Raw genomic sequence first — 17,466 nt, 5'->3', positions numbered from 1 at the left:
GGTCAGAAGAGCGATGTGACGAGTGTCAACCACTCCTTGACTCCTCGCAGTCACAGGCGCACGCTAGGGGAGACGTCGCAGGGCCGGATCCCCAGGAGGGTGGGGATCCGGCCCTGCGCGGGCGTCCGGCGTCAGCTCGTATCAGGCGGTCAGCGGTACGTACGGAAGTAGCCGAATGCGTCCACGACGAGGTGCGTGTCGGAGCTTCGGGCGTACAGCGTGACCCGGCCTGCGTCGCCGACGCGAACGATGGCCAGGTTGGACTCGTCCCGACCAGGTGCGAGATTGATCGTGGCGATGTCGGGCAGCGTGGCGGGCACAGTGGTCGGGAAGACTCGCACGTGCGTCTGGAGCGGCGGTCGGACCCCGGCGATGTTCAGGACGACCGCGGTCGCGTCGGGCTCGAAGGGTGCCTGCGACACCTCGAGATCGACCGGCACACCCGCGCGCAGGATTCCGGGCAGGTGCAAGGAGGTTCGGGTGTCCGCGATCCGGGTCGGGGTCACCGCAACGAAGCCGTTGTCGCCTGTGGCCGAGTAGTAGCCCGCGAGGTCCGCCACGAGGTTGGTGGAGGAGGTGTTCACCCAGAACCGGATCCGGCCTCCGTCGCCGACCTTGACGGTGACCAGGTTCGACTGGTCGCGGCCCGGGTACAAGTTCAGGTTGGACGTTCCCCCCGACCTGTCGGGGTAGCCGGCGTCGGGGCTCGGGTAGACAGCGACGAACAACCGTCCGGCCACACCGGTCCCCGCGACGTTGAGCACGACGGCCGATGCGTCCGCGGGCACCATCCCGGTCCCAGCGACCTTCAGGTCCACCCAGTGGCCACCCGTGATCCGGGCCTGCGGGACGCCCGTCCCGGTGCGCGTGTCGAGCACACGGGTCGGGTCGAGCGGCTCGAAGGCCGTGCCGCCACCGGGGCTGTAGTAGCCGAACAGATCGACGACAAGGTGGGTCGTGGGTCCCTCCGGCATGAGGCTGACCAGGCGATCGTCACCGATCCCGACTGTCACGAGGTTCGGCTGGTCGACGCCGGCGACGAGGTTGAGGTTGGCGACGGTCGGCGCGGGCAGTCCGTGCCGCGTCGGGAAGACCCGGACGTTGCCCACCGACGCGTGCGCGGTCGCGGCCACTGACAGGACGACCGAGGTGGCGTCGGCTGGGAGCGGGCTCAGGTCGAGCTGCAGCTCCTCGCCCGACGCCACGGGGCCGAACCCGTCGATCCGGGTGTCCGCGATGCGCACGGGATCGACGGGTGTGAACCTGTCACCGCCTGCCGCGACCGTGAACCACGACCGCACCGGCTCGTCCTGCGTCTGCCCGGTGGTGTCTGTGAGCCCGTCGACGACGATCTCGTAGTGGCCGCCGAGCGAGAGGTCGGCCGTGGGGTTGATCAGGATTCGGCGCGGCCCGTTGAGCGACGTGTACGTGACGGTCGCCGGGACGGTGGCACCTGCGGCGTCGACGATGCGCACCGTGGCGGGGAGCGGCTCGCGCAGGTCGCGATCCACGGACACGGTGACCACGGGGCGCGGCTGCGCGCCGGAGAAGTGCGTCAGGGGCGTGATGCCGGTGACAAAGCCCGGAGCGCCACCCGCGCTGTCGCTCGGGCGCTGGAGCAGGCCCACGATCCACCCGGCAGACACGACCGCGTCGAGCCGGCCGTCGCCGTCCAGGTCGCCGACCTGCAGTCCTGCGCGCGGATACCAGCTCATGTTCGGGATGGTCTCCGGCTCGCACTGGCGGAGCGTCCCGTCCGGCAGCTGCCGGTGCACGCAGAGTCGTCCCCAGCCGTTGTCGAGGACCAGCACGTCGAGACGTCCGTCGCCGTCGACATCGCCGAGCACGGGGGACCCCGTATTCGGGTGGCTCGGGTATCGCTGGGTGGCAGCGAATCCGCCCGACGCCAGCTGGGCGTTCACCAGGACGTCGCTGTCGGCGGTCCGCACCACGTCCGCCCGGCCGTCACCGGTGACGTCGCCGACCCTGACCCCGAGCCACGTCGTCCCGGCGTCGGGCAGGGTGACCAGCGGTCCGAAGCCGCCGCCGGCCAGCTGGAGGTACAGCGAGTCCTGCCCGACGACGTCCGGCCTGCCGTCGCCGTTCACGTCGTCGAGCGTCGGTGCCAGCAAGGTCGTCGGCACCGGTGTGCTGGCAACGAAGCCGCCCGTGCCGTTCCCCAGGAGGAGCGGCATGGTCGTGCCCGACTGCCCGCCTAGCAGGAGGTCGACGTGGCCGTCACCGTCGACGTCTCCGGCCGCGACGTAGCAGCCGCCACCGGTCAACGGCAGAGCCGTCGTCAGCACGAGAGCGCCGCCCTGCTGGGCAAGGATCTGGTAGCCCGTGCTCGTCGGCACGACGACGTCGTCGTCGCCGTCTCCATCGAGGTCGGACACGGCCACGTCGCAGGCCGCCGTCAGCCCGCCGAGCACGGTGCCCGCGGGGACGGCGGTCGTCTGTGCGGCGCCGAATCCGCCGCCGGCCACACCCGGGAGCACAGCGACCCCGGACGCGACGACGGTGACGGCGTCGGGGCGACCGTCGGAGTTGACGTCGCCCAGCGCGAGGGCACCAGGCGCCGCACCGACCGACGAGAGGCTCGAGGCGAACCTGGACGGGCCGGTCTCGGTGTATGTGACGGTGTACTGCTCGTCGGAAGCCGACCCGTTCGCGTTCGAGACCCGGATCCAGACGGGGCGAAGGGCGCCGCCCCAGGTCGAGAACGACACGCGGGCGTCCGGCCCGTCGGCGCTCGTCGGGACGGACCGGGCGAGGATCTGGCCGCTCTCGTCGCGGACCTCGATGGCTGCGTCCAGCGCCGTTGGGTCGCCCTGCGGTTCGAGGACGTCCACCCGGACCTCCGCCCAGGTCTGGCTGAGGACCGCCACGCGGTACCAGTCGACGTCACCCTCGGGGGAGATGGTGCCCGAGCTGGTGCGCCACGACTCGATGGTTCCGGCCCCCGACGGGGTGTCGTCCGCACCACCGTCGCCGGGCGCCCGGTCGAGGGGGACCGCGGCGGCGGCCCGGAACGAGTCGCCCTCGGTCACGGCCGCAGCGGCGTCGACGACGCCGAAACCGTAGTACGGGTCCATCCCACGCGGGCCGGCGTCGCGGGCGGTCCGCTCGAGGCGCTCCTCCACCGCCGCGGGCGTCAGACCGCCTGCCTTGGACCGGACGAGCGCGGCCACGCCGGCGACGAACGGGGCTGCGAGCGAGGTGCCGGACGCATACACGTAGCCGCCCGCGTGCGACGGGCCGACGATCTGGAAGCCCGGAGCGGCGAGCGAGATCCAGTCGCCCCAGGTCGAGAAGCTTGTCAACGCTCCGTCGTCGTCGGTCGCCGAGACCGCGAGCAGGCCGGCGACCTGCGGCGCGTAGGCCGCGGGGTACTGCGGGGCGTCCGTGCCGTCGTTGCCGGCGGCGGCCACGACGACCGCGCCCGCGGCGACGGCGGACTGGATGGCATCCAGCAGGAGGGGTGACTCGTCGGGCCCCGCCAGGGAGAGGTTGAGCACCTTCGCGCCATGGGCTACGGCCCAGGCGATACCGGCGGCGATGGTGGAGTCCGTCCCCTCGCCGTTCGAGTCAAGAACCCGCACGGGCAGGATCGACGCGCCGTAGGCGGCGCCGACCGAGCCCTTGGTGTTGGCGTGGGCGGCGATGATGCCCGCGACGAGGGTGCCGTGGCCTTCCGGGTCCGACGCGTCGAGGTCGTCGGAGACGAGGTCCCGGCCCGGGAGGACGGCGCCCACCAGGTCCTCGTGGGTGGCCGAGACGCCGGTGTCGAGGACAGCGACCGTGACTCCGCTACCGGTGCTCGCGTCCCACGCGCGGGGCAGCCGCACGAGGTCGATGTAGGGCCAGGCAACCTCGAGCGCGGGGTCGGACGTCCACTGCGTGGCATGACGGACGTGGTCGAGCTGGACGTGGGCGACCCGCGGGTCGTCGGCGAGCCGGGCGACGACTGCCGTGGGGTCCTCGTCCCCGACCGCGAGCTGCGCGTAGGTGGTACCGGGGATGGCGCCCGCGGGCGTCACGCCGGCGTCAGTCATAGCGGACCGCTGTTGCGCGCTCGACGTGCGCGGAGCCCAGCTCACCAGGACGTGGTCGTCCGCGTACCCACCGGCCGCCGACGGAGCCGGCTCCGCGAGCGGCGTCAGGTCCCCGCGGTCGGTCGGCCGGTCGGTCGTCCTCGGGTCCGGGCCCTGCGTGCTCGTCGTCGAGCCGGTGCCTGCGGGGGCGACGGGCGCGGCAACGGCGGGGGCCACGGTGGAGAACAGGGCCGCGGACGCGGCGAGGGCGGCGATGGTGCGCGCGAGCTTCACGGGGCTCCCAGGACGACGGGCTGATGCTCGCGCATCGGGTGAAGAAGGCCACGACTTGAGTCGGCTTGCCGGAATGATGGCAGATCAGCGCGTCGTGGTGGGCGGTTCCGCGGGGTCGTCCTCACGGAACTAGTGACGAGAGTCGAACTCGCGCGATCAGTTGCGGCGGAGGCACAGGAACGTCAGCAGCGTGAACGGCAATCTCGTCAACAGAGAGGGCGCTGCGCGACGCCGCGTCCGCCAGAAGCCTCGATGGACCGAACGATGACTTTCGGCCCTGTCGTGGCGCCGGAGGCCGGGCGAAGCCTGGAGGCGGATGCGGCCGCGCGGCCGCGTCGGCTCATCGGGAGTTGAAGGCCATGTCCACGCAACGAGATGCTCGTCCGGGGAGGTACCTCGGCGCAGCCTTCGTCTTCCAGTTCGTCACGAGCCTCACCGCGGGGCTGCTGTCCGCGGGGATGCTCACGGGGAGTCCCGTCGATGTCGTCCGGAACATCGCGAGCAACGTCGGCCAGATGCGCGCGAGCATCGTGCTGATGCTCCTGACGAGTGCCGGGATCATCGTCCTCGCCTCGCTCCTCTACGCCGTCCTGAGCGACCAGGGCACTGCTGTCGCGCGCATCGCCCTCGGGTTGTGGATGGCTGAGGCCGTGATGCTCGCGGTCAAGACGCTGGGTCTCTACGCCCTGGTGGACCTGAGCCTCGGAGCGGTCGACGGCGGTGCGGTCGGCGGCATCGCGCTGGACTTCAGCCGGCACGCGGCGCAGATCGACATGCTGTTCTTCTGTCTCGGCGCCCTGCTCTGGTACGGGCTGCTCTTCCGGTCGCGGATCGTGCCGCGGCTGCTCGCCCTGTGGGGTCTCGTGGCGGTGCCCCTGGTCCTGCTCGCCACCGCGCTGCTCGTGTGGGACAGCGACCGCGATCTCGGCATGGCGCTGTACGCGCTGTACATCCCGTTCGAGCTGGTCATCGGTGTGTGGCTGCTCGTCGTGGGCGCGAGCGCCCCGACCTCGGGCCTGGGAGCGGGTGACGAGAATCGAACTCGCGCTATCAGCTTGGGAAGCTGAAGTTCTGCCACTGAACTACACCCGCGCGACCGACAGGATCGGTCCGGCAGAGAGCATACCCGGACCGGCAGGCGCGGCGAACTCTCCCCGGACAAACCGGGACAAGGCCACACTGGCCCCATGACGACGGCGGCTCCGCGCTCGATCCTCCCGTCCGCGTTGCGCGGCTACCAGCGGTCGTGGCTGGCGCCCGACGTCGTCGCCGGCGTGACGCTCGCGGCCGTCGCGATCCCCGAGACGATGGGCTACACGTCGATCGCCCAGACGCCCGTGGTCACCGGGATCTACACGATCATCTTCCCGACGGTCATGTTCGCTCTGCTCGGCTCGTCGCGGCTGCTGGTGGTCGGGGCGGACTCGGCGACGGCCGCGATCCTGGCCGCCGGGCTGGCGGGGCTCGGGATCGCCGGGCTGGAGCCGAACAGCGCGGAGTGGCTGGCGTGGAGCGGCCTGGTGGCGCTGGTCTGCGGCGGGCTGCTCGTCGTCGCGCGGCTGCTGCGGCTCGGGTTCCTGGGCGACTTCCTCAGCTCGGCGGTGCTCGTCGGGTTCCTCACCGGCGTCGGGATCCAGGTGTTCGCCGGGCAGCTCCCCGACATGCTCGGCATCCCCAAGGGTTCGGGCGGCTGGTTCCAGCAGCAGTGGTACCTGCTCACGCACCTCGGCGACGCCAACCTCTGGACCGTGGGGTTCGCCGCCGGGACGCTGCTGATCATCCTCGGCTGCAAGCGGTTCGCACCGCGGGTGCCGGGGGCGGTGATCGCCGTCATCGCGTCGATCGCGATCTCCGCCAGCCTCGGCGCCACGAACCACGGGGTGGCCGTCATCGGCGCCGTGCAGGGTGGCTTCCCGCCGATCGGGCTGCCGCAGGGGATCGACTGGGCGGACGTGCCCAAGGTGCTCGGCATCGCGTTCTCGTGCTTCGTCCTGATCATCGCCCAGAGCGCGGCGACGTCCCGCAGCTTCGCCATGAAGCACGACCAGCGCGTCGACGTGAACCGCGACATCCTCGGGCTCAGCGCGGCCAACGTCGCCGCCGGGCTGACCGGCACGTTCGTCGTGAACGGCAGCCCCACCAAGACGCAGATCCTCGACGAGGAGCGCGGTCGCACGCAGGTGGCCAACATGAGCATGGCGCTCGTCGCGCTCGCGGTGGTGCTGTTCCTGACCGGGTTGCTTACGGACATGCCGAAGGCCGTGCTCGGGGCGATCGTGTTCCTCATCGGGATCGGGCTGATCGACGTCCGAGGTCTGCGCCGCATCCAGGCCGCCCGCGTGAGCGAGTTCGTGATCGCCCTGCTCACCGCGGTGGTCGTCTTCTCGGTCGGCGTCCAGGAGGGCATCGTCCTCGCGGTGGTGCTCTCGATCCTCGAGATCATCCGGCGCGCGTACTCGCCGAAGGGCTTCCTCGTCGGGGTGAGCGAGGACGGCGTCCCGTCGTACACGGAGGCGGTCCCCGGCACGCAGAGCTACCCGGGCCTGCTCGTGTTCCGGTACGACGCCGAGCTGTTCTACGCCAACGCCAACCGGTTCTCCGACGATGTCCAGGCGCTCATCGACGCCGCCCCGGACAAGGTGCGCTGGCTGGTGCTCGACTGCTCGTCGCTGACGGACGTCGACTACTCCGCCAGCCTCGCGCTCGCCGGGCTGATCACCGCGGTCCACGCCAAGGACGGGGTGTTCGCGCTGGCCGCGGCCGACCCGGCGCTGCTCGCGGACCTCACGCGGTACGGCACGCTCGCGGACTTCGACAACGCGCACATCTTCGCCACGGTCGAGGCGGCCGTCGAGGCGTTCCGGGAGTCGTTGCGCTAGCTGCTCAACGTCATGGTGAACGCCCCGCAGCGCTCCTCGCCCGGGTCGAGGACGAAGACGCCCGTGCCCGGGACGCCCGCGGCGTGCAGCGAGAAGCCGTTGTTCACGTTGGTGACGGGCTCGACGGCGAAGTACGGCCGGCGTCGCGGCGCGTAGACGACGAGGTGCGCGTACACGGGGTCGGCGTGCAGGTCGAGGTTCACGCCGAGCTCGTCGTAGCTGATCCGGACGGGTGCGCCGGGCTCCCAGGCGGTGAGGACGTCGTCGACGAACGCCGACCCGAGCGGCCGGGCGACCCGGAAGTCGGCCCGCGGCGGGACCGACCCCGCCGGGCCGTTGGCCAGCGCGTTGACCAGCGAGTACCCCTTCTGCGCGGGCACGTGGAGCACGGGCTGGCCCGGCGTGAGCGGCGCCGGGGACCCGACCGGCGACAGGGTGCGCTGCAGGTACGGGTGGTGGCCGAAGCCGGCGGGGAACGGCTCGACGTCGATGTTGCGCAGCGAGGTGCCGACGGTGAGCTTGTCGCCGGTCAGCGCGTAGGTGATCTGCGCGCGGAACCGCCAGGGGAAGTTCACGCCCACCAGCTCGGTGGTGTCGAGCTCGAGCACCACACGAGCCTCGGTCCGGTCGACCACCGTCCAGGCCGTGTGCCGGGCGGCGCCGTGGATCGCGGTGCCGTCGGCCCCGTTGCGCTGCAGCTGCCAGGTGCGCCCGCCGAACGGCAGCACGCCGTCGCTGATCCGGTTGGACCAGGGGACCATCGGAAAGCTCGAGCACTTCTCGGCCTCGCCCAGCACGGTCCGGCGGGTCGGGCGCAGCAGGTCGCGCCAGACGCCGTCGCTCGTGCGGATGCGGCCGCCGGCGAGCGCCGCGCCCGTGGCGGGCAGCACGTCGAGCTCCCACGAGCCGTTGCGGATGGTGACCATCCGCTCGCCCCCCGCGAGCGGTCGCGCGCGGACGTCGATCTCCTGGACAGCCGTCATGACAGCACCCGTCGCAACCCCGGGCGGGGTCAGACGGTGACCTCGACCCGGACGACCTGACCCGGGGCGGCGTACGGGACGAGGTTGCCCTCGACCGGCGCGCCGTCGACGGTCAGGCGCCCGCGGGCGCCCTCGGTGCCGGAGTTGGTCACGTGGATCTCGTACGTGGCGCCGCGGGCGACGCGCGTCACCGTGAACGACGGGACGTCCGGGCCGATCTGCGGGTCGACCACGAGGCCGTCGTAGTCCGGGCGCACGCCGAGCAGGTACTGCGACACCGCGACGAAGTTCCACGCCGCCGTGCCGGTCAGCCACGAGTTCTTGGCCTCACCGGCGCGCGACGCCTCCTTGCCCGCGATCATCTGCGCGTACACGTACGGCTCGAGCTTGTGCGTGTCCGAGATCGCCTCGCGGTACGCCGGCGTGATCCGCTTGTAGTAGTCGAACGCCTTGGCGCCGCGGCCCACCACGGTCTCGCCGATGATCACCCACGGGTTGTTGTGGCAGAAGATGCCGCCGTTCTCCTTGTACCCGGGCGGGTAGGTGGAGACCTCGCCGAGCTCGATCTGGTACGTGGTGTACGCGGGGTACTGGAGCACCAGGCCGTGCGGGGTGCCGAGCATCTCGCCGACGGAGTCGAGCGCCTTGATGGCCGGGGAGTCCTGCGAGAGCCCGTCGACCCCGATTCCCGCCATGACGGCGAAGCCCTGCGGCTCGATCCAGATCTTGCCCTCGGGCTTGGCGTCGGTGCCCACGGGGTTGCCGTAGAAGTCGTACGCGCGCAGGAACCACTCGCCGTCCCAGCCGTGCTCGAGGACGGCCTCGCGGACCTCGTCGACCACCTTGCGGGCCTGCGACGCGACCTCCGGGAGGCCGCGACGCGACGCGAGCTCGGCGAACTCGGCGCCGTAGAGCACGAACTGCGCGGCGATGAACACCGACTCGGCGTGCCCGCCGGCCTGGTTCTCCGTCGTCTGGAACGACTCGCCCGGCGTGGTCGAGAAGCAGTTGAGGTTGAGGCAGTCGTTCCAGTCGGCGCGGCCGATGAGCGGCAAGCCGTGGGGGCCGCGGTTGTCGACCGTGAACTGGAACGAGCGGACCAGGTGCTCGAACAGCGGCACCTCGGAGCCGGGCTCGTTGTCGAACGGCACGGGCTCGTCGAGGATCCCGACGTCCCCGGTCTCCTTGACGTACGCGGCCACGCCGGCGATGAGCCACAGCGGGTCGTCGTTGAAGCCGGAGCCGATGTCGTTGTTCCCGCGCTTGGTCAGCGGCTGGTACTGGTGGTACGCCGAGCCGTCCTCGAACTGCGTCGAGGCGATGTCGATGATCCGCTCGCGCGCCCGCTCGGGGATGAGGTGCACGAAGCCCAGCAGGTCCTGGTTGGAGTCGCGGAAGCCCATGCCGCGGCCGATGCCGGTCTCGAAGAACGAGGCCGAGCGCGACATGTTGAACGTGACCATGCACTGGTACTGGTTCCAGATGTTGACCATCCGGTCGAGCTTCTCGTCGTCGCTCTTCACCGAGTACGTCGACAGCAGGCCGGTCCAGTGCGCGCGCAGCTGCTCGAAGGCGGCGTCGGTCTGCTCGGTCGTCGCGAAGCGGCCCAGCAGCGCGTGCGCCGGCTCCTTGTTGATGACCTGGTGGGCGTCGTCGGCCCACTTCTGCTCGTCCGGGTTCTCGATGTAGCCGAGCACGTAGGTCAGCGCGCGGGACTCGCCCGGCTCCAGCGTCAGCTCGACCGAGTGCGAGCCGATGGGGTACCAGCCGGAGGCCACGGAGTTCGCCGAGGCGCCGGAACGGGGGACGGCCGCCTCGCCCAGGCCGTTGTAGGCGCCGACGAACGTGTCGCGGTCCGTGTCGAAGCCGGTCGCGTGCGTGTTCACGCCGTAGACGGCGTAGTGGTCGCGGCGCTCGCGGTACTCGGTCTTGTGGAACACGGCGGACCCGTACGGCCCGTCCTGCTCGACCTCGACCTCGCCGATCGACAGGTTGCGCTGGTAGTTGGTCTGGTCGTCCTGCGCGTTCCAGAGGCAGAACTCGACGAACGAGAAGAGCGAGATCGTCTTCGTGGCGTCCGAGGTGTTGGTGACCGTGACCTTCTGGATCTCGGCGGTCTCGCCGATCGGCACGAAGAACAACGTCTCGACGGAGATCCCGCGGCGCTCGCCCGTGATGCGCGTGTAGCCGAGGCCGTGGCGGGTCTCGAAGTGGTCGAGGTCCGCCTTGACCGGCAGCCACGACGGGGTCCACACGTCGCCGCCGTCGTTCACGTAGAAGTACCGGCCGCCCGCGTCCGCGGGGATGTTGTTGTAGCGGTACCGCGTCAGGCGGCGCATCTTGGCGTCGCGGTAGAACGAGTACCCGCCGGACTGGTGCGAGATCAGCGAGAAGAACTGCTCGGACCCGAGGTAGTTGATCCACGGATAAGGCGTGTGAGGCGTCTCGATGACGTACTCGCGTGCCTCGTCGTCAAAATGGCCGTACTGCATGGACTTGCCCCTCGAGTGCTCGGCAGTGGCGCCTGCTCCTCCCGACATCCTCCCGCTGCAGTGCGGTCGGCGCGTCGTGACCAAGGCGCGATATCAGTGTGCGAGAGCGCTCCCACGCATCTCTCGGACGAGAGCATAGCCGCCAGGATCGGATGGTGGAACGGGCCGGGGGTCGTCGGCGCGAAAACGCTCGTCCGAGCACCTGCCGGTCCACGACCCGGACCTGCCCGGGGGACCGTGCGAACCGGACTACCGTGGCCCCCGTGCTGCTCTCCGACCGTGACATCAGGGCCGAGCTCGAGTCGGGCCGCGTGGCCCTCGACCCGTACGAGCCGGCCATGCTCCAGCCCTCCAGCATCGACGTGCGGCTCGACCGGTACTTCCGGTTGTTCGACAACCACAAGTACCCGTTCATCGACCCGTCGGTGGACCAGCCCGAGCTGACGCGCCTGGTCGAGGTCGGGGCCGGCGAGTCGTTCGTGCTGCACCCCGGCGAGTTCGTCCTGGGCTCGACGTACGAGGCCGTGACGCTTCCCGACGACATCGCCGCGCGGCTCGAGGGCAAGTCGTCGCTCGGGCGCCTCGGCCTGCTCACGCACTCAACCGCGGGCTTCATCGACCCGGGCTTCTCCGGGCACGTGACGCTCGAGCTGTCCAACGTCGCGACCCTGCCCATCCTGCTCTGGCCCGGCATGAAGATCGGCCAGATGTGCTTCTTCCGGCTGTCGTCGGCGTCCGAGCACCCGTACGGGTCGTCGGAGTACGGCTCGCGGTACCAGGGCCAGCGCGGGCCGACGGCGTCGCGGTCGTGGCAGAACTTCCACCGGACGGACGTCTGAGCCATGGCGAGCCTGCCTCGTCTCCGGGCCGAGGACCCGACGATCCGCCGCCGCCACCTGCTGGCGCTGCCGGAGGACGTGGGTCCCGACGAGGTCGAGGTGCTGGCGATCAGCCGCTTCGCCCAGGCGCGCTGGGAGGACGGCGAGCTGCCGCAGCCCCGCGGGATCATGGGGCCGATGACGGCGGCGCTGGGCATCCGGGCCGTCGGGTCGTCCGTCGCCCCGGCCCGCGCTCTGCGCCTCGCACGGCTGTCGACGCTGACCGGCCCGTACCGGGTCGAGGCCGACGACGCGGTGAGCCTCGGCCTGCCGGCCACGTCGACCTTGGCCTACGTGCTGGCCTGCCCCCGCGAGCGCGGCGAGAAGCCGTACCCGGGCGGCGACCGTGACGGCCTCAAGCGCGCGTTCCCCGAGGGCATGCCGATCCGCGAGGAGGAGCGCGTGCTGCAGTGGCTGGTCGCCGCGGCGCGCCGGCTGGGCGGCTCCGTGCGGACCGGCGAGCACGGCACCGTGCTGACCCCCGACGTCGACAGCGCGATCGACCTCACCGTGCTCTCGGACTCGTGGCTGGAGCCCGACGAGGCGCTCGCCGTGGTCCAGTCGGTCCTGCCGCGCGCCCGGCTCAGCGAGCCGACCGGCACGTGGACCGGCCCGCAGCCCGGCGTGGGCCGCGACGCGGGCGGGCGGCCGGGCTGGGTGGCCGAGGCCGGCGGGCGCGGGCTGTCGGCCGCCCTGGAGCAGCACGGCGTCGAGGACGAGGCCGAGCGGCAGCGGCTCCTGGACGAGGCCGCGGCCTACGACGAGCTCATGATCGCCGTGCCGCCGGTGCCCGAGGCGTACGGGGTGCTGGTCGACCTGGGCCACGACGGGACGCTCTCGGTCGAGGCCGGCGCCGAGACCACGCTGCCGCCCCTGATGCGCACCCTGCCGTGGACGGCGAACGGCGTCGTCGCGTACCGCGTGCACTGGGAGCCCCCGTTCATCGAGGAGCTCGAGGCCGAGCGGCCGTCGTTCGAGCACCGCGTCGCCCGGTCCCGCGCCGCCCCGCTCGTGCAGTCCGTCGCGCGGGCCGTGCACGGGGCGATCGGTGGCGAGATCGCCGACGAGGCCGACTTCCTGGTCGACCCCGAGGACGTGTGAGCGTGCGGACCAGCGCCGGGATCCTGCTGTTCCGGCGGTCGGCGGGGCTCGAGGTGCTGCTCGGGCACATGGGCGGGCCGTTCTGGGCGCGCAAGGACGCGGGCGCGTGGACGATCCCGAAGGGCGAGCCCGCCCCTGGCGAGGACCCGTGGACCACCGCCGTGCGGGAGTTCGCCGAGGAGCTCGGGACGCCGGCGCCCTCGTCGGCGCCCCTCCCGCTCGGCGACGTGACGCAGAGCGGCGGCAAGGTGGTGACGGCGTGGGCGGTCGAGGGGGACCTCGACGTGTCGACCGTCGCGAGCAACCTGGTGGAGATCGCCTGGCCGCCGCGGTCCGGGCGGACGCTGCTGGTGCCCGAGCTGGACCGGGCCGGCTGGTTCGCGCCCGACGAGGCGCGGCGGCTCGTCGTGACGGCTCAGGCGGCGTTCGTCGACCGGCTGGAGGACGCGCTCAGGTGAGGTGGTCGAACGCGCCGTCGACCCAGCCGATGTGGCGGTCGGCGGAGCGGCGGACCACCCCCTTGGCGTCCTCGGCGATGACGTTCGCGAAGTTGCCGTAGAGCCGGTCGAACTCGAGCGTGTCGAGGTGGTCGGCGACGCGGCGGGCGACCGCGCCGGACAGCGGCAGGTGGTTCGGGTAGCTGCGCATGAAGGCGACCGACCTGCGGTCCGGGTTGGCGAAGACCGTGTCGCCGGCGAGAACCACGCCGCGACCGTCGGCGCCGCCCGACCAGTGCGCGATCGCGCTGCCGGGGAAGTGGCCGCCGGGCTGGCTCAGCGTCACGCCGGGCAGCACGTCGAGCGACCCCGACCAGGTGCGGATGGCCGGGTCGGGCCGGTTGACCCAGCGGGCGTCGGCCTCGGCCACCAGCACCTGCGCCCCGCCCAGCGCGCGGCTCCACTCCACCTGGACGCCGAACATGTGGGGGTGGCTGGCGGCGACGTAGCGCACGGGCCCCAGTGCCGTGATGGCCTCGACGACGTCGTCGTCGAGGAAGCCGATGGGGTCCCACAGCAGGCTGCCCTGCGCCGTCACCAGCAGCTTCGACTGCTGCCCGATGCCGGCGCCGGGGGTGCTGCTGACCGCGAACAGGTCGGGCTCGAGCAGCTCGATCGAGGCCCGGTACCCCTCCGAGCGCAGCTCCTCGAGCGTGGTCCAGCGCTGCCCGGCGGCGGGGACCCACTGGCGCTCGTCGTCACAGATCGGGCAGACGTCGAGCTGGTCGGCACTCTCGACGGCGCACGTGGCGCAGATCCAGAAGGACATGCGCGTCACGCTAGCCGGAGGTAGAGGTCCCTGAGGAGGGCGATCTCGGCGCCGTGGTGGACGACCTCCTGGTTCATCCACCAGACGACGTCGAGGAACGTCTCCTCGGCGTCCGACCCGTTCGGGTAGGTGCTGTAGCCGACCGTGTCGAGCGCGGCGTCGTCGGCGCCCAGCAGCGTCGCGCGCCACGCCGCGATCGCCGCGGTGAGGCCCGCGACGGCGCCCGCGGCCGTGCCCTGCGGCTCGTCGGCCGCCTCCATGTGGGTGTGGGTGCCGTCGGTGTGGTCGGCCCGGCCGGCCAGCGTCTTGGCCACGTGGTTGATGCGCCAGCCGATGCTGGTGACGGGCGGCGGCCACGGGTGGGGGCGGCCCCCGTCGTGCCCCCACTCGCCCGACCCCACGAGGCGTGTCGCGCCGAGCCCGCCCGGCCCGTCCGACTGCCGCCGGATGGTCCAGGCGCCGGGGACCGGCTCCCAGAGGAGCTCGGCGTCGGTGAGCGGCGGGACCTCGACCTGCAGGCCGTCGCCGCTGTCCACGGTCGGGCCGGTGAGGCGCTGCAGCAGGCGGGTGCCGGCGAAGTCGTACTCGGCCAGCAGGGGAGCCAGGCGTGGGGGGACGGGCATCCCCCGACCGTTCCCCTCGGTGGCGGTCGGCGCAACAGAATTCACGAGCCGCCGGCCCTGCCGTCCGCCGCGGTGCGCAGCCCTACGCGGGCTTCACCACGCACCACTCGTTGCCCTCGGGGTCGAGCAGCACCTGGAACGAGCCGGCCGTGTCGGCGTGCACGTCGCCCAGCCGCGTCGCCCCCAGGGCCTCGGCCTGCGCCGTGGCCAGGGCGATGTCCGCGACCTCGACGTCGAGGTGCACGCGGTTCTTGACCGCCTTGCCCTCGGGCACGCGCTGGAAGGCCACGCGGGTCCACCCGGGCGGGTCGACGTAGTGCCAGTCGTCGTCCCGGCCGGCGGGCTCGCCGCCCAGCACGTCCGCCCAGAAGCGCGCGAGCGCCGGCGGGTTCGCGCAGTCGAAGACCACCTCGTCGATGCGTCCGATCATGCGGCGACGGTAGTGGTCTCCTCGAACTGCGTGCGGTACAGCTCGGCGTACACGCCGCCGCGGGCGAGCAGCTCCGCGTGCGTGCCCTGGTCGACCACGCGGCCGGCCTCGATCACGACGATCGAGTCGGCCTGCCGGATGGTGGACAGGCGGTGGGCGATCACGATGCTCGTGCGGCCGGTGAGGGCCTCGTCGAGCGCCGCCTGCACCGCGGACTCCGACTCGGAGTCGAGGTGGGCCGTCGCCTCGTCGAGCACCACGACGTCGGGGGCCTTGAGCAGCAGGCGGGCGATCGCGAGGCGCTGCCGCTCCCCGCCCGACAGCCGGTAGCCGCGGTCGCCGACCACGGTGTGGATGCCGTCGGGCAGGCTGGCGACGAGGTCCGCGATGTGGGCCTGGCGCAGCGCGCGCTCGATGTCCGCGTCGGTGGCCTCGGGCCGCGCGTAGCGCAGGTTCTCCGCGATGGTGTCGTGGAAGAGGTGGGCCTCCTGGCTCACGACGCCGACCGTGGCGCGCAGCGAGGCGTGGGTGACGTCCCGCAGGTCGGCGCCGGCGATCCGCACCGCGCCGCGCGTCGGGTCGTACATGCGCGTGACCAGCTGAGAGATCGTCGTCTTGCCCGCGCCCGAGTGGCCGACGAGCGCGACCATGTGGCCGGCCGGTACCGAGAAGCTGACGTCGCGCAGCGTGTCCTCGATGGGCTCGTGGCGCAGGGTGGCCAGCGACTCGAGGGACGCCAGCGAGACCTCGTCGGCACCTGGGTAGCGGAAGCCGACCGCGTCGAGCTCGACGCTCGCGCCGTGGCGGGCGACGTCGTCGCGAAGGTCGTGCGCGTCGGGCTTCTCCGCGACCGTGGGCTCGAGGTCCAGGACCTCCAGCACGCGCTCGAAGCTGACCAGCGCGGTCATGACGTCGACCTGGACGTTCGACATCGCCGTGAGCGGCCCGTACAGGCGGCCGAGGTAGGCGGTGAGGGCGACCACGACGCCGACCGTCAGCTGGCCGCGGATCGCCATGACCCCGCCGAGGCCGTAGACGATGGCGACGGCGACGGACGCGAGCGTGGTCAGCCCGACGCGGAACCATGTGGAGTACAGGGCGCGCGTGACGCCGATGTCGCGGACCCGGCCCACCTGCTCGGCGTAGCCGGTGGACTCGCGCTCGGGGTCGCCGAAGATCTTCACCAGGTGGGCGCCGGCCACGTTGAACCGCTCGTTCATGATCTGCGCGGCGTCGGCGTTGAGCTGGTAGCTCTCCCGCGTGATGGCCGCGATCTTCTTGCCGAACCAGCGGGCGGGGAAGATGAACGCCGGCAGCAGGACCAGGGAGAGCAGGGTCAGCTGCCACGACATGCTCAGCATCGCGGCGAGCACGAACACGATGGTCAGCGAGTTGCTCACCACGTTCTGCAACGTCGACGTGAACGCCTGCTGGGCGCCCAGCACGTCGCCGTTGAGCCGCTGCACCAGCGCACCGGTCTTGGCGCGGCTGAAGAACGCGAGCGGCATGCGCTGCACGTGGTCGAACACGGCGGTCCGCAGGTCGAGGATCAGTCCCTCGCCCACCTGCGCCGAGACCCAGCGGTCGGCCACGGACAGGCCGGCGCCGACGATCGCGAGCACGGCCACCACGGCCGCGATGCCGAGCACGACGCGGGTGTCGCCCGGGGTGATGCCGTCGTCGATGAGGGTCTTGAACAGCAGCGGGGTGACCGCGCCCGCAGCCGCCTCGAGGGCGATGAGGACCACGAAGACCGCCAGCTTCGCCCGGTACGGGCGCGCGAACGTGAGGATGCGCTTGAGGGTGTCGCGCGTGAGCTTGTGGTCCGCGACCGTGCGGTCCTTGGCGAAGCTGCGCATGTTGGGGCTGCCGGTGGCCATCGACACGGGCCCACCTCCTGGTTCTGGGGATCACCTGGACAACTGGCCACGGTGGCGGCCGATTCCCTGCCCGGTGCGATGCTGAGGTTAACTCACTATGTGCCTGGTTCACAAGATGGGGTAGCCTCTGCGCCGTGGACGACGAGGCATCGGGCGAGCTGCTGGAGCTGCTCTACGGGGTGCTCCGGGGCGTGCGGCGCGATGCCGCGGCCCGGCTTGAGCTCCAGGGCACCACGCCCGGGCAGCTGCGGCTGCTGCGCACGCTCGAGCGCTGCGACGGGCCGCGCCGGCTGGGCGAGCTCGCCGCAGCGCTGGACGTGGCGCCGCGGTCGGTGACGTCGAAGGTGGACCTGGCCGAGCAGCACGGGTTGGTCCGGCGGCTGCCCGACCCCACCGACCGGCGCGCGACGCTGCTGGAGCTCACGCCCGAGGGCCGTGCGCTGCTCGCCGCGATCTCCGCGCAGCGGCACGAGGGGGCCGCGCAGCGGCTGGGACGGCTGTCGCCCGCCGAGCAGGCGGAGCTGCTGCGGCTGCTGCGCGTGGTGGGCGACGGGCCGGCGACGGACGCGTAGCCGGCAGGACGATCGGCCCGCCGGGGCGCGCCCG

Annotated in this window: 13 protein-coding genes and 1 tRNA gene; 6 read left to right on the top strand and 8 right to left on the bottom strand. The window is 72.0% G+C overall.

Features of this window, described 5'->3' with window-relative positions; all coding sequences use genetic code 11:
* Positions 1-149 precede the first annotated feature (149 nt).
* Positions 150-4,328 carry a S8 family serine peptidase gene (locus AB5970_RS07460; protein WP_370503287.1) on the bottom strand — a complete coding sequence of 1,393 codons (4,179 nt, stop codon included), beginning with the start codon at positions 4,326-4,328 and terminating at the stop codon, positions 150-152.
* A 359-nt stretch (positions 4,329-4,687) separates the two neighbouring features.
* Between AB5970_RS07460 and AB5970_RS07455 the strand changes: the two genes are divergently transcribed.
* The gene (locus AB5970_RS07455; RefSeq protein WP_370503339.1) at positions 4,688-5,395 is read left to right on the top strand and encodes a DUF4386 domain-containing protein; all 708 of its coding nucleotides are present in this window, start codon (positions 4,688-4,690) and stop codon (positions 5,393-5,395) included.
* On the opposite strand, the gene AB5970_RS07450 is transcribed toward AB5970_RS07455, so the two are convergent.
* Positions 5,350-5,420: transfer RNA gene (locus AB5970_RS07450), tRNA-Gly, on the bottom strand. The genes AB5970_RS07455 and AB5970_RS07450 overlap by 46 nt on opposite strands.
* A gap of 95 nt (positions 5,421-5,515) precedes the next feature.
* Here AB5970_RS07450 and AB5970_RS07445 point away from each other — a divergent pair.
* The gene (locus tag AB5970_RS07445) at positions 5,516-7,207 is read left to right on the top strand and encodes a SulP family inorganic anion transporter (RefSeq protein ID WP_370503286.1); all 1,692 of its coding nucleotides are present in this window, start codon (positions 5,516-5,518) and stop codon (positions 7,205-7,207) included.
* Here AB5970_RS07445 and AB5970_RS07440 read toward each other — a convergent pair.
* Positions 7,204-8,190, bottom strand: a complete 987-nt coding sequence (locus AB5970_RS07440; RefSeq protein ID WP_370503285.1) for an aldose epimerase — start codon at positions 8,188-8,190, stop codon at positions 7,204-7,206. The two genes, AB5970_RS07445 and AB5970_RS07440, sit on opposite strands and share 4 nt — an antisense overlap.
* A gap of 29 nt (positions 8,191-8,219) precedes the next feature.
* Positions 8,220-10,682, bottom strand: a complete 2,463-nt coding sequence (locus AB5970_RS07435; RefSeq protein WP_370503338.1) for a GH36-type glycosyl hydrolase domain-containing protein — start codon at positions 10,680-10,682, stop codon at positions 8,220-8,222.
* 263 nt (positions 10,683-10,945) lie between these two features.
* Here AB5970_RS07435 and dcd point away from each other — a divergent pair, with 263 nt between their 5' ends.
* From dcd to AB5970_RS07420, 3 genes are read left to right on the top strand one after another with little or no spacing between them, the layout of a single operon-like run.
* Positions 10,946-11,521: a dCTP deaminase gene (gene dcd / locus AB5970_RS07430; RefSeq protein WP_370503284.1), complete on the top strand. Its 576-nt coding sequence runs from the start codon at positions 10,946-10,948 to the stop codon at positions 11,519-11,521.
* A 3-nt stretch (positions 11,522-11,524) separates the two neighbouring features.
* Positions 11,525-12,661, top strand: a complete 1,137-nt coding sequence (locus AB5970_RS07425) for a hypothetical protein (protein ID WP_370503283.1) — start codon at positions 11,525-11,527, stop codon at positions 12,659-12,661.
* The gene (locus AB5970_RS07420) at positions 12,658-13,119 is read left to right on the top strand and encodes an NUDIX domain-containing protein (protein ID WP_370503282.1); all 462 of its coding nucleotides are present in this window, start codon (positions 12,658-12,660) and stop codon (positions 13,117-13,119) included. The genes AB5970_RS07425 and AB5970_RS07420 overlap by 4 nt, the downstream gene beginning before the upstream one ends.
* On the opposite strand, the gene AB5970_RS07415 is transcribed toward AB5970_RS07420, so the two are convergent.
* The 4 genes from AB5970_RS07415 to AB5970_RS07400 all read right to left on the bottom strand — a co-directional run bounded on the left by AB5970_RS07415 (position 13,112) and on the right by AB5970_RS07400 (position 16,860).
* Positions 13,112-13,927, bottom strand: coding sequence for a hydrolase (locus tag AB5970_RS07415; protein ID WP_370503281.1), 816 nt, complete (start codon positions 13,925-13,927; stop codon positions 13,112-13,114). The two genes, AB5970_RS07420 and AB5970_RS07415, sit on opposite strands and share 8 nt — an antisense overlap.
* Positions 13,928-13,932: 5 nt before the next feature.
* Entirely contained in the window at positions 13,933-14,550 is a 618-nt protein-coding gene (locus tag AB5970_RS07410) for a DinB family protein (protein WP_370503280.1), read from the bottom strand.
* Positions 14,551-14,632: 82 nt separating this feature from the next.
* Entirely contained in the window at positions 14,633-14,980 is a 348-nt protein-coding gene (locus tag AB5970_RS07405) for a VOC family protein (protein WP_370503279.1), read from the bottom strand.
* Positions 14,977-16,860 (bottom strand): ABC transporter ATP-binding protein, encoded by a 1,884-nt coding sequence (locus AB5970_RS07400; protein ID WP_370503337.1) that lies wholly within the window; start codon positions 16,858-16,860, stop codon positions 14,977-14,979. Before AB5970_RS07400 ends, AB5970_RS07405 begins: the two co-directional genes overlap by 4 nt.
* A gap of 134 nt (positions 16,861-16,994) precedes the next feature.
* Here AB5970_RS07400 and AB5970_RS07395 point away from each other — a divergent pair, with 134 nt between their 5' ends.
* Positions 16,995-17,432 (top strand): MarR family winged helix-turn-helix transcriptional regulator, encoded by a 438-nt coding sequence (locus AB5970_RS07395; RefSeq protein ID WP_370503278.1) that lies wholly within the window; start codon positions 16,995-16,997, stop codon positions 17,430-17,432.
* Positions 17,433-17,466: the final 34 nt, after the last annotated feature.

This window comes from Cellulomonas sp. ICMP 17802 (genome assembly GCF_041295535.1).
Classification (GTDB): Bacteria; Actinomycetota; Actinomycetes; order Actinomycetales; family Cellulomonadaceae; genus Cellulomonas.
This window is presented reverse-complemented; position numbering and strand designations above follow the sequence as displayed.